General features: G+C 41.9%; 10 protein-coding genes and 3 pseudogenes. 5 read left to right on the plus strand and 8 right to left on the minus strand.

Annotation, left to right across the window (positions count from 1 at the left end):
• Positions 1-147: 147 nt before the first annotated feature.
• Positions 148-1,158: a type I glyceraldehyde-3-phosphate dehydrogenase gene (gap, locus tag A4V03_RS02745; RefSeq protein WP_007765077.1), complete on the minus strand. Its 1,011-nt coding sequence runs from the start codon at positions 1,156-1,158 to the stop codon at positions 148-150.
• A gap of 142 nt (positions 1,159-1,300) precedes the next feature.
• Here gap and mscL point away from each other — a divergent pair, with 142 nt between their 5' ends.
• Entirely contained in the window at positions 1,301-1,744 is a 444-nt protein-coding gene (mscL, locus tag A4V03_RS02750) for a large-conductance mechanosensitive channel protein MscL (protein ID WP_065537865.1), read from the plus strand.
• A 125-nt stretch (positions 1,745-1,869) separates the two neighbouring features.
• On the opposite strand, the gene A4V03_RS02755 is transcribed toward mscL, so the two are convergent.
• The 6 genes and pseudogenes from A4V03_RS02755 to grpE all read right to left on the minus strand — a co-directional run bounded on the left by A4V03_RS02755 (position 1,870) and on the right by grpE (position 8,243).
• Complete coding sequence (locus A4V03_RS02755; RefSeq protein WP_065537866.1) at positions 1,870-2,925, minus strand: SH3 domain-containing protein; 1,056 nt, start codon at positions 2,923-2,925, stop codon at positions 1,870-1,872.
• A 12-nt stretch (positions 2,926-2,937) separates the two neighbouring features.
• Positions 2,938-3,474 (minus strand): L,D-transpeptidase, encoded by a 537-nt coding sequence (locus A4V03_RS02760; protein ID WP_024987574.1) that lies wholly within the window; start codon positions 3,472-3,474, stop codon positions 2,938-2,940.
• Positions 3,475-3,780, minus strand: a pseudogene (locus A4V03_RS21230) (energy transducer TonB); the annotation flags it as partial.
• A gap of 906 nt (positions 3,781-4,686) precedes the next feature.
• Positions 4,687-5,787, minus strand: a pseudogene (locus tag A4V03_RS21515) (SH3 domain-containing protein); the annotation flags it as partial.
• A gap of 7 nt (positions 5,788-5,794) precedes the next feature.
• On the minus strand, positions 5,795-7,267 hold the full coding sequence (locus A4V03_RS02770; protein ID WP_024987571.1) for an Hsp70 family protein: 1,473 nt from the start codon (positions 7,265-7,267) through the stop codon (positions 5,795-5,797).
• Between the two features lie 13 nt (positions 7,268-7,280).
• The gene (grpE, locus tag A4V03_RS02775) at positions 7,281-8,243 is read right to left on the minus strand and encodes a nucleotide exchange factor GrpE (protein ID WP_024987570.1); all 963 of its coding nucleotides are present in this window, start codon (positions 8,241-8,243) and stop codon (positions 7,281-7,283) included.
• A gap of 804 nt (positions 8,244-9,047) precedes the next feature.
• On the opposite strand from grpE, the gene guaA reads away from it, so the two are divergent.
• The 3 genes and pseudogenes from guaA to A4V03_RS21240 all read left to right on the plus strand — a co-directional run bounded on the left by guaA (position 9,048) and on the right by A4V03_RS21240 (position 12,848).
• Positions 9,048-10,571 carry a glutamine-hydrolyzing GMP synthase gene (guaA, locus tag A4V03_RS02785; protein ID WP_065537870.1) on the plus strand — a complete coding sequence of 508 codons (1,524 nt, stop codon included), beginning with the start codon at positions 9,048-9,050 and terminating at the stop codon, positions 10,569-10,571.
• Positions 10,572-11,427: 856 nt separating this feature from the next.
• Positions 11,428-12,702: pseudogene (locus A4V03_RS02790) on the plus strand (BT4734/BF3469 family protein); the annotation flags it as partial.
• A 2-nt stretch (positions 12,703-12,704) separates the two neighbouring features.
• Positions 12,705-12,848 (plus strand): DUF3874 domain-containing protein, encoded by a 144-nt coding sequence (locus tag A4V03_RS21240; RefSeq protein ID WP_236838455.1) that lies wholly within the window; start codon positions 12,705-12,707, stop codon positions 12,846-12,848.
• Between the two features lie 25 nt (positions 12,849-12,873).
• Here A4V03_RS21240 and A4V03_RS02795 read toward each other — a convergent pair whose 3' ends face one another.
• On the minus strand, positions 12,874-13,536 hold the full coding sequence (locus A4V03_RS02795; protein WP_065537871.1) for a Crp/Fnr family transcriptional regulator: 663 nt from the start codon (positions 13,534-13,536) through the stop codon (positions 12,874-12,876).
• A 137-nt stretch (positions 13,537-13,673) separates the two neighbouring features.
• On the opposite strand from A4V03_RS02795, the gene A4V03_RS02800 reads away from it, so the two are divergent.
• Positions 13,674-14,273 carry a MarC family protein gene (locus A4V03_RS02800; RefSeq protein WP_065537872.1) on the plus strand — a complete coding sequence of 200 codons (600 nt, stop codon included), beginning with the start codon at positions 13,674-13,676 and terminating at the stop codon, positions 14,271-14,273.
• The last annotated feature ends 109 nt before the right edge of the window (positions 14,274-14,382 follow it).

Raw genomic sequence — 14,382 nt, forward strand, 5'->3', positions numbered from 1 at the left:
AATCTCTCCATAGAAGTACAAAGCTACTAAAATTGTAGCTTATTCAACGGATAACACGTTGCTTTTTAACAATATATAAAATGAAATGTATAAAAAAAGACCGCTATGGTTTCCCGCAGCGGTCTTCTATATGGTTCAGGCTTCTAATTAAGCGTTTACTGATGCCATGTGAGCGATCAAGTCAAGAACTTTGTTAGAGTAACCGATTTCGTTGTCATACCAAGATACAACTTTAACGAAAGTATCAGTCAAAGCGATACCTGCTTTAGCGTCGAAGATAGAAGTACGAGTGTCACCTAAGAAGTCAGAAGAAACTACTGCATCTTCAGTGTAACCCAGGATACCTTTCAATTCGCCTTCAGAAGCTTCTTTCATTGCAGCGCAGATTTCAGCATAAGTAGCCGGTTTAGCCAAGTTAACTGTCAAGTCAACTACAGATACGTCCAAAGTCGGAACACGCATAGACATACCTGTCAATTTGCCGTTCAATGCAGGAATTACTTTACCTACAGCTTTAGCAGCACCAGTAGAAGAAGGGATGATGTTGCCAGAAGCAGCACGACCACCTCTCCAGTCTTTCATAGAAGGACCGTCAACTGTTTTCTGAGTAGCAGTTGTAGAGTGAACTGTAGTCATCAAACCGTCAAGGATACCGAACTTGTCGTTCAATACTTTAGCGATAGGAGCCAAACAGTTAGTAGTACAAGAAGCGTTAGATACAAATTGAGTACCTTTTACGTATGTTTTTTCGTTTACACCGCAAACGAACATCGGGGTATCATCTTTAGAAGGAGCTGACATTACAACATATTTTGCACCAGCTTCGATGTGAGCCTGAGCTTTGTCTTTGCTCAAGAATAAACCTGTAGATTCAACAACGTATTCAGCTTCTACTTCATTCCATTTCAAGTCAGCCGGATTTCTTTCAGCTGTGATACGGATAGCTTGACCGTTAACGATCAATTTGCTGTTTTCAACATCTGCTTCGATAGTACCGTCGAACTGACCGTGCATTGTGTCATATTTCAGCATATAAGCCAAGTAATCAACCGGGCAAAGGTCATTGATACCTACGATTTGAATATCGTTTCTTTTCATTGCAGCGCGGAAAACGAAACGTCCGATACGTCCGAATCCATTAATACCTACTTTAATCATTTTGTTTAAACTTTTAAGGGTTTTATAATATTTGTTCAAATATCTCTCTACCTCCGCATTTGTTTTATTTTCAAATGCGGGGCAAAATTACAAAAATGTTTTTATATTCGCGCATTAAATTCACATTAAATATTGAAAAAAGATGGGAAAGAGTACATTTTTACAGGACTTTAAGGCGTTTGCGATGAAAGGCAACGTCATCGATATGGCTGTCGGTGTAGTTATTGGTGGTGCATTTGGCAAAATCGTATCATCATTGGTGGCTAATGTTATTATGCCTCCGATTGGTTTACTGGTTGGTGGTGTGAACTTTACAGATTTGAAGTGGGTAATGAAAGCGGCGGAAGTGGGAGCCGACGGTAAGGAGATAGCTCCGGCGGTTTCTTTGGATTACGGTCAGTTTCTACAGGCTACGTTCGACTTTCTGATTATTGCTTTTTCTATATTTTTATTTATACGTTTGATAACGAAGTTGACAACAAAGAAAAAAGAGGAAGTTGCAGCTACGCCGCCTGCTCCTCCGGCACCTACCAAGGAGGAAGTGCTGTTGACGGAGATCCGCGACTTGCTGAAAGAGAAAAAGTAATGGATCCAGACCCGATGACTCGGATTCTAAAATATAAGAAGCTTGGAGTTGTCGGGTCTGAAACATGGTTGCAAGGCAAAAATTGGTGCATACCAAGTAGGGACTTATGCGTGAAAAAGGGTGGGTCAACTATAATTGCTGCACTTTTTATTGCATGCGTCACTGTCGCTGATTTGGATATTGTGATAATGGCAATAACCGTTGCTATAATGGTTACAGTTCGCACAACATTCCTTAGATGAACGCTTGCTGCTTTCTCCGATGATATAAAGTATGAAGTATCCTATCAGTACAATAATGAGTAGTACGACAAAGTGTGCCAGAATCAATATCGTGGATAAAGAGCCCAACAAATAGACGGCCACGCAAAGAAAAGCCCTTGTCCACCCTCCTTTAGGGACCACTCCTTTGAATATTAATACTATTTGAATAATTTGGCATACAATGAATGCAATGGTTACAAATGTAACAGCAACCGGGAAAAATATTCCGGTTACAATACCGGCAATAATACCGCCTACCCAAGAGTAGATTCCCCATCGTTTGTCAAAAGAACCGTAACTGTTGTATTCTACATCTTCCAGTGTGTTGAAGAAACATACGAACTGGTTGAATACCACAAAGCCGAACAACAGAAAATTGATAATCGTCCATAGCCAACCTACAGTGTCCGGAATGCAAAACCAAATGGCATTTCCTCCCATCAATATCAAATAGACAAGCTCTGATATAGCGGTTGTCAAAAACAGTAGCCAATTAACGGTATGTAAACCATCTTCCAATGGCGTTTCTCCTCTGCTTTTTCTGATGAAGAATAGTGCCACAGAAAGAGCGGCAATTAAATAAACCATCCATTCCGCATTGCCTGTCGCCAGGTTTAATAAGGGAAAATGGAATTTGGAGTCTGTAGGATTGGAGACCGTGCTGTTTTCCTCCACTCTCTTCAGGTATTGTGCGCTGACATACGCATAACCGTTGTCATATCCGATTTTAGCCCATCCGTCATTTATTTCATACACATCTATTTTCCCGCCTTTGTCTATTGTTCCTAACACCGGAGCCTCTTTGTCTGCGTAGCTACGGATATTCAGAAAAGTGTTGGCGGTTACTTCGTACTTTGTTTGTGCCGTGCACCACAGGCAATAACACAACAGAATGATTGTCCATACATAAGTTTTCATAGGCTTTGGATTTTAGTTGTTTATTTCATCTTGTGCGGAAGGGGTTATTACTACGGTCATCGGCACGTTCAGCATGGGCACCAGTCTTTCCAAATCTTCATTCTTTAAACGGATGCAACCTTCGGTCGCTCTTGTGCCAATGGAAAGAGAATCATGCGTGCCGTGAATGCCTATGCCTTTATGTCCGGGAGTAGCCAGGCGGATGAAGAAGGGACCGTATGCCCCTTTTATTTCTCCTTTTCCATCGTGGAAGTCGTGTGTCCATTTCTGTGAATTTTGAATGTCGCAAATGGAAAAGACTCCTTCGGGTGTTTTCATGTCTCCCGGTTTTTGTTTGTTTCCATAGTTTAATCCACAAGCGATATGGGCGGCAAACAATTCCCTTCCTTTATAATCAATCAATCTTAGCTTCATCTCCTGCTTGGATATAAGCAGGAGATTGGCGTTTTGTATGTTCTGCAATGTGTTATCGAAATAACACTTATAAGCAAACCATGCTGCTACGGCACCTAATATGAAGCACCCTAATAATTTCGTTGTTTTTCTCATCTAAGTAAGTTTGAAAGTAATAGGCAGGGTGTATTTCACACGTATAGCTTTCCCGCCTGTTTTTCCGGGTGTCCATTTGGGCATATTTGTAACTACACGTATGGCTTCTTTGTCCAAGTATGGATCGGCACCTCTTACTACTTTTACATCCGTGATACTACCGTCTTTGTTAACTACAAATTGCACGATCACACGCCCTTGAGTTCCATTTTCCTGTGCGATAGCCGGATATTTGATATTTCTACTCAAATATTGCATTACTCCTGCCATTCCACCATGAGGGAATTCCGGCATCTGTTCGGCAGCATCATATATGTGGTCGTCAGAAAGATTTGTGTTTTCTTCTTCTTTTTTCTTTTCTTTGATGTTTATGGATTTAGTGTATAGTTTGGCTCCATCCATCCAGATTTCATAGTGGTATGTTCCCGGTAGATATGATTTTCCTCCGCTGCTTCCCCATCCGGTCGTTTCAAAAGTGCCTTCTTTTTCCGATAAGGTAATCTTTTGTTCAAAGGTATACCCTGCCGGTGATACTTTGCCTTTGGCAACCGTACCGTTCGGGCTTATGATTTTAACTTTTAATGTAACCGTTTCCGGAGTGGCTGATTGTCTTCTGTAAGAAACTTTACCGATTAAATATTGCATGTCGGAATAAAGCTGCTGACCATATTCACTTGAGATGTCTCCATTGTCATCCATGTTGGCGAAAACAGTGGAAAGCACCGTCAACTTGTTGGAAGAAACAGGTTGTGTCTCTTTCACGGGTTCTTTCTTTGTCTTTGGCGGAGTGCCGGATTCTTGATTCGAATAAGTTACTTTATACTTATTATTCCATTTGTTGTAAGTGATGGACTTGATGTCACCTTTGACTGGTGCGTCTTCCGTATAGCGGAACACGGGTGTCTCATCCTCTTCAAAGGAATACAAAGCGAGTCTCCTGTTTCCGGTTTGATTGTCCTTCAATATGAATGCAAATTCGGTGAAGTTGTCATAACCATCGTTCAAACGAGGATACAAGACACTGTTCGGTTTTATTTCTTTGGGCTTAGCGTATAGTTGCCAAGCTGTACTTCCTGTCTTTATACCATTGTTCTTTAAATAATTTAATATAGCCAGTCTGCATTTGGCTGTGGATACGGCATCTTTGGCATCTTCATTTCCCCAGACACCATTCAGTAAATGAAATTCTTCTGAGTTCAACAAATAGTCAGAAGCGACATAACCTTTTTTCCCGTCTGCCTTGACATGAGCCCATCCGTTTTCATTGGAATAGGTAATCAGTTCCGAACCGTATGGGATGGTGGTTATCCGGTTGTATTCTACATCTGCTATGGCGGAAGAACGTAAAAAAAGATTGGTAGCGTATACATAGCTCCGCGGGGCGTTTTTGTCCCGTTTGTAGTCTTTATACCAGAATTGATAACCGGCCCAAAATATTCCGATGAGGAATAGGAACCATAAGCAACCGTGCGAGTTTTTCTCTTTCTTTCGTTCTTTTCCTTTGGTTCTAGGTTCTTCCTTTTCTCTTTTGTTTCTTTCTTCTTCCTCTTTTCTCCTGTCTTCTTCTCTTCTTTTGTTTTCTCCTTCTTCTTTTATTTTCTTGATAAATGAATTGTAAGTTTCTATCCATTTATCAAGGATTCCTTTGTTGGCAAGTGTCCTTTGGAAAAGATCCATCTTTCCATTGCTGAAGTATTTGTCGGACAATGCTGCGAATTTCTGTACATCGGCAGCTAGTTGCGCCTCTTTACCACTGATTTGATTGGCAAAGGTAATCAGTCTTTTAATTTCAGCAGAAGGAACACTTTTTTCTGCGTTTATCATATTGAATAACACTATGAGGAAGTCGTTTGCCACAGAATCGTAGGCCCAGATGTTGCCGGTCCACAGTTTGGACGTGGCATTGTCCCATGCTATGGTGTCCATTTCTACGATGGTTTTTCCGTTGTCTTTGGGTTGAGGACGCGGTTTTTCTTTTTCTGGCGATGACAACAGGTCTGCCGCCAGCTTCTCTTTGATGGCTACCGATTTGAAATCGGGATTTCCGAATAGCGTTTCGCTCAATGTCAGAAAAGAGTTAAGTGCGGCGGACAGATCCGGCTTGATTCCGGCTATTCCTAAGGCAAACTCACGTAGTTGCACGATACGCTCGTTCATCTCTTTCTTTTTGACCGGACTGCTGAAAGCCATTTGTTCCAATTCGGTGAAATAGCTTTCTTGTTCATTGTAATGGGGATCGGAGATGCCTTTGCGCACCTCCAATCTTTTGCGTTCCCATTCTTTTACTTTGTTTTCAAATACAGGAGTAACCATTTCTTATTTATCGGTTTAGTGATACACCTTTGGTGTTGATAACAAAATCAGCTGTTTTGCCTTCTATTTCACAATGTACCTTGATGATGCCATCTTTTCCTCTGTTCACGACATACTTTAAAGGTGTTCCTTTAGGAACGGGATATCCCCATGTCACATCGCCATCTTGTAGTAGTATGGACATGGGTACTTCGCAAAGACTTTTATTGACACGGTTCTCGTAGAGAGCTACTCTTACGGATGTTTGTCCATCGTTCAAAGTAGAAAATTCATCGAAGGTTTTCTCTACACACAGATTGTCGCTCATCAGAATCAAGTTGCATACCATTTCTTTTCCGTTGACATAGGCTGCCACACCATAAGAGGCCGAGCCTTTGTCGTTGCCCAATTGTATGCCGACTTCGGTGTATCCTTTTTCTTCTTGTGCCGCATACAAAGCTGCTCCTTTGGCCACGGCGAGGTCGGGCTCAAATATACGGGGAGTGATTCCGAATTTCTTTTCAATAAATGCCTTTACCATGGGCATGCGTGAGGAACCGCCTACAAGTAACACATCGTCCAGTTTAGGATTGCCCGCCATTTCCATGGTGGTATCGATAAGCTGGTCGGTCATCTTCATCAGTTCGATGGTGAGTTCCTCAAATTCGCTTCGGGTGATTTCTGTGTTGTGTATTCCCTTGTAGTTGTAGCGAAGGGTTGTTTTTTCCCGGCTGGGAGTGGACAGGATTTTCTTAGCCTCTTCTGCGCCTATGATCAAGGAGCCGTAGTTGGCCATATCGTGTTCTTTCAACTCTTTGCATGTAGTGTTGAAGTTTTCTTTTTGCAGGACATAGTCGACTATTTGCTCGTCCCAGTCCACACCGCCCAATTGGTGATTTCCGTTGGTGGCTAAAGTGTCCATCACTCCATTTTGTATTTTCATGATGCTGACGTCAAACGTACCACCGCCCAAATCATATACCAGGATTGTGCGGTTCTGCCTGTTCTTGATACCGAAGGACAAGGCTGCCGCTGTAGGTTCGTTGATTAAGGAGATGACTTCCAATCCGGCACGTTTGCCGGCTTCCATGGTACGTGTCCGTTCCGCGTTTCCGAAGTAGGCCGGTACGGTGATTACTACTTTATGTATCGGGTCTTTTCCTTCTTCGTCTTGCCGTTTTTGATTGGCGTCTCTCACTAGCTTTTTAAGGATTTCGGCGGAAACGTCTATAGGATTGATATCGATGTTTCCTATTCTCCGTTTGTAATTATCGTTAGACATCTCTCGTTTGATGAAGGAAACCGTGCGTTCCGGATCGTTTGCCATATTGGATTTGGCGGCTGTTCCCACGTATGGAGAGCCGTCTTCGTCATAAGCCACTACAGAAGGAGTGGTCAGTTGTCCTTCTTCGTTGGTGACTACCGTTACCGAGTCTTCTTCATCGATGATTGCAATACAAGAGTTGGTGGTTCCCAAGTCTATTCCGTAAAATTCTTCCATGTTGTTGTATTTTTTATTGTTTTTTATCCATGTATTTGTAGCATTCCACTTGCTCGCGGCGGAATATCATGCGGTATTCTTTCAACGGATGTGCTTCTCCATTGGCTTTGGCTCTTAAAATGTAGGGTAACGTCCAAATATAACCGGGGTTTATTGTCCGACGGATCTTTTTGTCGAGCGTGATGTCATCGGTAAGGTAATCGAATGATTGCTGGGTGTGCGGGTCGAAGCGTGTATCCTCTTCATCGTGTCGGAACACCTCTACGGAGAAGTCTCTTAAGATGAAGTCTATACTATCTATCAATTGTTCAAACTGCTTTAAGAGATAGGGGGCTGAAGTTTCCGTATCTGTCGGATTCTCTTCTACTACTTTGCGCATCATATCGCCCAAGTGGATGAATTGTTTTAAGAAAGGAGCGGTAGCCTTCAAATATGAGTCTTCTTGGAATCCTTGTAAGTCGGCTTCCTTGCGCATCAGTTTGTCTTCTACCTTATCCAGTATGCGCGTCAGTTCGTGGTTCTCGTGTTCGATCTTGCCTGATAAGGTTTCCAGAATTTGTGTAAGGTTGCTTTGCAACTCATTTTTCAGTTCGTTCAAATCAAGAGGTGTGGTAGTGGAAGGAGTGACTGTCTTTTTCTCTTCTTGCAGCTCTTTTTCTCCTTCGGCAATGTTTTGCCGGATCTCTTTTAGTTTGGCAGACAGTTCCTGATATTCTCTGTCCAAAGCCTCCTTTTCCTTTTCCTGTTTCTCCAGTTCGGCGATGGTGTCGGTCAACTTCTTGTGCGTTTCGGCCAGCTGTCTTTCTTCTTCCTCTTCTTCACCGCATTTGGGGAGTGTGATGTTCTGTTCGGACAACCATTCTGCTGTCCAGCATCCTTCTTCTTCTAAATTTGTTTGTAAAGATTTGAGGAGGCTAATCTTCTCTTTGTCAGACATTTTGGAAACTTCTTTCTTTCCACTGATTAAAAATCCCATAGTATTCAATCAGTCAATCGATTCCCCTGAGTTGACATTTTAGTAAATGATTAAGTGTGGGCATATAAAGAAAGCGCGGGAATCTGTACCTGTCACTCGTCCCGCAACTCAAGGCCTTCGCATTGCCCAATTCTGTTGAACGAGCAACGCAGAAGCCCACGCCGATATGTATACTCCTAGCACACTTCTCTTTCTTCACGCGAAGAGAGAAAAGTGGTAAGAAGAAAATAACATATCCCACGGACATCTATCGTTGCTTTGTTTAGACAGAATTTATATAAAACCGCGAAGTTTTGAGTTGCCTGAACAAAACGCCAAATAAACGTCTTTTCTTTAATATGTCCGTTTCCCTCCCTATCCACCTTGTCGAGCAAGGTTTTCGGCGTAGGAAACGCGGCAAAATTAATGTTTAATTTTGAATTAATGAAATATTTGATTGTTTTTGTAGGGTAACCGCCACGGCTTTTTTCATTTAAGAAATATGTCTTATAGGATTTGGACAAGCGTATCTCTAAAAGCAGGTTTATATATCGGTACAGAAATGAATAAGATACTCTCTTTCATATTATATGAGAGAGTATTTTACTCCAATCCGTTTTTTCAGATTAATCCGGATATTGGTAAACCATTTATGCCGACTGCATAAGAAAGTGGTGTAGAATCTTTCAACTTCATGTGTGACGGTCTAACCTACTTATCAGCCAAAAAAAGATTTAATAGTAGATTTTTATGCCTATTCTTCTATCTCTTTGCTGACTTTTTCCTACTTTTGCACATCATTTATTCAAAATCCAACCAATTGATATGCAGGAAAAAATAATAATTCTTGATTTCGGTTCGCAGACAACACAGCTTATAGGCCGTCGTGTACGTGAATTGGATACGTATTGTGAAATTGTTCCTTATAACAAATTTCCTAAAGAAGACCCGACTATTAAAGGAGTCATTCTCTCCGGAAGTCCTTTTTCGGTTTACGATAAAGATGCTTTCAAAGTAGATTTGAGTGAAATTCGTGGTAAATATCCGATATTGGGTATTTGTTATGGTGCACAGTTTATGTCATACACCAATGGCGGAAAAGTGGAACCGGCCGGCACACGTGAATACGGACGTGCACACTTGGCGTCTTTTTGCAAAGACAATGTGCTGTTTAAAGGTGTGCGCGACTGTTCGCAGGTATGGATGAGCCACGGCGATACGATTACTGCTATCCCGGATAATTTCAAGAAAATAGCTTCGACGGATAAGGTCGAGATTGCCGCCTATCAGATAGAAGGCGAGCAAGTATGGGGTGTACAGTTCCATCCGGAAGTGTTCCATAGTGAAGACGGAACTCAAATCTTGAAGAACTTTGTGGTAGATGTTTGCGGTTGCAAGCAAGACTGGTCGCCGGCTTCTTTTATTGAGAGCACAGTTGCCGAACTGAAAGCCCAGTTGGGTGGTGATAAAGTCGTTCTTGGTTTAAGCGGTGGAGTTGATTCTTCCGTTGCTGCGGTGTTGTTGAACAAAGCTATTGGCAAAAACTTGACTTGTATCTTTGTAGATCACGGTATGCTACGCAAGAATGAGTTCAAGAATGTGATGGCTGATTATGAATGTCTCGGCTTGAACGTAATCGGCGTAGATGCCAGTGAGAAGTTCTTCACTGAATTGGCTGGCGTAACCGAACCGGAACGTAAGCGTAAGATTATAGGTAAGGGCTTTATTGATGTGTTCGATGTAGAAGCTCATAAGATCAAAGATGTGAAATGGCTGGCACAGGGTACCATTTATCCGGATTGCATCGAGTCATTGTCTATTACGGGCACAGTGATAAAGAGCCATCATAATGTAGGCGGTCTTCCTGAAAAGATGAACCTGAAGTTATGTGAACCACTTCGTTTGTTGTTTAAGGATGAGGTGCGTCGGGTAGGTCGTGAGTTGGGCATGCCCGAACATCTGATTACTCGTCATCCGTTCCCGGGACCCGGGTTGGCCGTGCGTATTCTGGGTGATATTACTCCGGAGAAAGTGCGCATCCTGCAAGATGCTGATGATATTTTCATTCAAGGATTGCGTGACTGGGGATTGTATGATAAAGTATGGCAGGCAGGAGTTATCTTGTTGCCGGTACAGTCTGTCGGTGTAATGGGAGATGAGCGTACATACGAAAGAGCCGTTGCTTTGCGTGCTGTGACATCTACGGATGCTATGACAGCTGACTGGGCGCATTTGCCTTATGAATTTATGGGTAAGGTGTCGAATGATATTATTAATAAGGTGAAAGGTGTAAACCGTGTAACCTATGATATAAGTTCCAAGCCGCCTGCAACCATAGAGTGGGAATAATTGTTCCTGTTGATATATAAATCCCAAGGCTGCAAACCGCTTTGGGATTTTTTTTGTGGAAAAAGTGAGAGAATCGGCTCAACCTGATAGATAAAATGCTATTTTGGTAGTAGTTATAAAAAAAATCGGATTCTGCGGAAAATAGAAGAGACTATTCGATGTTGTGTTTGAGGTAATCAGGCATAATCTGCCTCCTTTGTTAGATGCTATTAAAATTATAATTCATGATATAGGATGAACTGCATTCTCCTTAAAACTCCACATGCAATTTGATAGCAGTTTTGCCCTCATGCTCTCACTATTCGCCTGTATCCCTTTATTCATCGATGTTTCGGGTGTGGTAGCAAGTATGAGAGCAAGTATGAGAGCAACCGCTTGCCCTCACTCTGTTACAGAGTATTACACATCGTTTTTTGGGTGTTGTTGTTTGATTTACAGAGTGTTAATATCTGAAGTGTCAACTATTAACGATTGTCATTTCAGCCATTAATAACTGAGAAATCAGGTGTTAATAGCTGATAACTCACGCATTATTGACCGATATGTGATTGAATGCTTCCTGAAAGATCAGGTTCATTGAAACATTTCATGCGGTCAAGTCAATCCAATCATATAGGCGAAGTGGCAGTTTCCTGCTTGGGAAACAGCAAGCCATTCAGATACAATGATATAGGAAAATCTTGGTAAGAACGGAATGAAACATCTACGTGTGATTGATGTCGCATTTTGTTATAAGGTTAATGCTAGAAAAAAGCCTGTTTTTATTAGAGGAAAAGTTTGTATGCCGTAATATAATATCGTATCTTTACAGGAATTGAATGATAAGCAATATTGGTAGATAAACAGATAATAAAGGATGAAAATAACTTTAATCAGACAAGACAGCGGGAGTGGAAAAGAAGCTCTAAGTATCTGCGAAGCAGGTACATTATTCAACAAAATGAAAACGGAGACAAAATCGAGACACATTACGGCTTTGCGAAACCTGATACCGATGCTGGAAGGTACGTACAGCCGGTACGAACATATAGACAAACTGCCATACATCTATTCTGCCGTAGCATATACCCGCACTAAAGAAGGCGAACGAAAAATGAAACATTATAACGGACTGGTACAGTTGGAAGTGAAACGGCTGGCAGGCCCGTCCGAAATGGAATATGTGAAACGGCAGGCGGCGCTTTTGCCCCAGACTTTTGCCGCATTCTGTGGTTCCAGTGGCCGTAGCGTGAAGATATGGGTGCGTTTTGCCTTGCCGGACGACAGAGGACTGCCCAAAAAAGAAGCGGAAGCGGAATTATTTCATGCCCATGCCTACTGGCTGGCAGTAAAGTGCTACCAGCCGATGCTTCCTTACGATATTAATCTGCAAGCACCAGTGCTGACGCAGAAATGCCGCATGACATTGGACGAATCTCCTTATTATAATCCCGAAGCGGTTCCTTTCTGTCTGGAACAACCGCTCACGATGCCCGGTGAGGAAACTTTCCGGCAGCGTAAGCAGGGCGAGAAGAATCTCTTGTCGCGCCTGCAACCGGGATATGAGTCTGCGAAAACTTTCACAAAAATTTATGAAGCAGCGTTGAACAGGGCATTTCAGGAAATGGAAGACTGGAAGCGTGGAGATGATTTGCAACCTTTGCTTGTACACCTTGCCGAGCATTGTTTCAAAGCGGGCATCCCCGAAGAAGAAGCAGTGCGGCAGACGCTCATTCATTACTATCGGGAAGAAGATGAGCAAATCATACGCTCGACGATTCATAATCTTTATCAGGAATGTAAGGGTTTTGGCAAGAAAAACAGCATCGGAAGGGAGCAGCAGACGGCTTTTCTGCTGGAAGAATTTATGAACCGTCGTTACGAATTCCGCTATAACACCGTATTGGATGATCTGGAATACCGCCAGCGTGATTCCATCCACTTTTACTTTAAGCCCGTGGACAAACGTGTGCGCAACAGTGTCTCTATCTGTGCCTTGAAAGAAGGTATCAATGCCTGGGATCGTGATGTAGACCGTTTCCTGAATTCAGAATTTGTTCCTTTGTACAATCCTGTAGAAGAATATCTTTATGATGTCGGCTGTTGGGACGGGAAAGACCGTATCCGTGCATTGGCAGGATTGGTTCCATGCAGATTCTGAATTATTTGCAGACGAAGACACGAGACAAGTTGGCTATCAATAAAGTAGCTGTGTTTGGCCGTGCGCTTCAGAAGCTGAATATTCCCTGCCGGAAGTCCGTTAAGGGGACACTTTATCATTTACTGAAAATAGAATGAATGGTAGCAACGTGAGGGCAAACCTTTAAAGTAGTTTTTGAGCATCCGGAATCAGAATCTCTTTTCTGTGTAACTCGATTAAACCACTATCCTGTAATTCATTCAGTGTTTTAGAAATGTTTAATCGCGTATCATCCAGGCAGCGTGCCAAATCGTCCATCTTTACTTTAAAAGTCTTTTCCCCTTGTGGCTTTTCGCAATGTGACAAGAAGAAGCGGATAATTTTGCCTTTCAGATCCGGCGTGGGTTCATTCCATAAACGGGAGTAAAGATTTTGTGCCCGGTTGCTCACGATATTCATATAGTTGAGGCGGAATATTTCATATTTGAACAAATCGCTAAGTACAAATGCTTTGCTGATACTGACAGTATGTGCTTCCGTATGTGCTACATAAGAAGAGGTGTAATTGGTGTTCATGCCAAACAGCGACTGTGGTTCCAGCAGGTAAGGTGCTTCCATCTGTTCGATAACGGTGTAAATATTCTCTTTGGAATTAGTGACGATAGAAATCTCGCCTTTTAACAGGAAGCATAGTTGTTTACACGGACTACCACTCTCAATGATAGTTTCTCCCACTTTGTGTTTGATAAAGTGTAGTTTGACTTTATCCAGAATACATGTGAAATCTTCATGACAAAGTCCTTGGAATAAAGGCAATTGGAGCAAAGTGTCGAACATTGTTTCCATAAGTTGTAATCTCTTGTTAATCGTACAAATTTACTTATAATACAACACGGCTGCCAATATCTGACCCTTCTTTTTGTTTTTTTTATTGTTTGAATGTATAAAAATAGAGTATATTTGCAGAAAAAAAGGAGGAAATTATGTTTGCAGGCTTCAATTGGCAACAGATGGTTAGTGCGTTTATCGTACTTTTTGCGGTGATAGACATTATCGGCTCTATACCTATTATAATTAACCTGAAAGAAAAAGGGAAAGATGTGAATGCAATGAAAGCTACCGTCATCTCTTTTATTTTGCTGATCGGATTTTTCTATGCGGGAGATATGATGCTGAAGCTCTTCCATGTAGATATTGAATCGTTTGCAGTTGCCGGTGCGTTTGTTATCTTCCTCATGTCCTTGGAGATGATTCTGGATATTGAGATATTCAAGAACCAAGGTCCTATCAAAGAAGCTACTTTGGTGCCACTTGTCTTTCCTTTGTTGGCAGGTGCTGGAGCTTTCACAACATTGCTTTCTCTTCGGGCGGAATATGCCAGTGTCAATATCATTATAGCTTTAGTATTGAACATGATTTGGGTTTACTTTGTAGTGAGTATGACTGGTCGTGTAGAGCGTTTCCTGGGAAAAGGAGGTATCTATATTATTCGTAAGTTCTTTGGTATCATCTTATTGGCTATTTCTGTAAGGTTGTTTACCGCCAATATAACGTTATTGCTTGAAGCGTTGCATAAATCCTGAGTATTATCTCCCCTTTTTTTGCTTTTTATTTGTTCTTTTTATATATTTGGCGGTTTTACTCGCATTCTCACTGAAGTGAGGTAGAAAAATAAACCGCCAAATCATTCGC

Source organism: Bacteroides caecimuris, from assembly GCF_001688725.2.
Classification (GTDB): Bacteria; Bacteroidota; Bacteroidia; order Bacteroidales; family Bacteroidaceae; genus Bacteroides; species Bacteroides caecimuris.

Coding starts and splice junctions, on each gene's coding strand:
- A4V03_RS02795 (WP_065537871.1), bottom strand. CDS start 13,536: ATGGAAACAATGTTCGACACTTTGCTCCAATTGCCTTTATTCCAAGGA.
- A4V03_RS02770 (WP_024987571.1), bottom strand. CDS start 7,267: ATGGAAGAATTTTACGGAATAGACTTGGGAACCACCAACTCTTGTATT.
- guaA (WP_065537870.1), top strand. CDS start 9,048: ATGCAGGAAAAAATAATAATTCTTGATTTCGGTTCGCAGACAACACAG.
- A4V03_RS02755 (WP_065537866.1), bottom strand. CDS start 2,925: ATGAAAACTTATGTATGGACAATCATTCTGTTGTGTTATTGCCTGTGG.
- A4V03_RS02760 (WP_024987574.1), bottom strand. CDS start 3,474: ATGAGAAAAACAACGAAATTATTAGGGTGCTTCATATTAGGTGCCGTA.
- grpE (WP_024987570.1), bottom strand. CDS start 8,243: ATGGGATTTTTAATCAGTGGAAAGAAAGAAGTTTCCAAAATGTCTGAC.
- A4V03_RS02800 (WP_065537872.1), top strand. CDS start 13,674: ATGTTTGCAGGCTTCAATTGGCAACAGATGGTTAGTGCGTTTATCGTA.
- gap (WP_007765077.1), bottom strand. CDS start 1,158: ATGATTAAAGTAGGTATTAATGGATTCGGACGTATCGGACGTTTCGTT.
- mscL (WP_065537865.1), top strand. CDS start 1,301: ATGGGAAAGAGTACATTTTTACAGGACTTTAAGGCGTTTGCGATGAAA.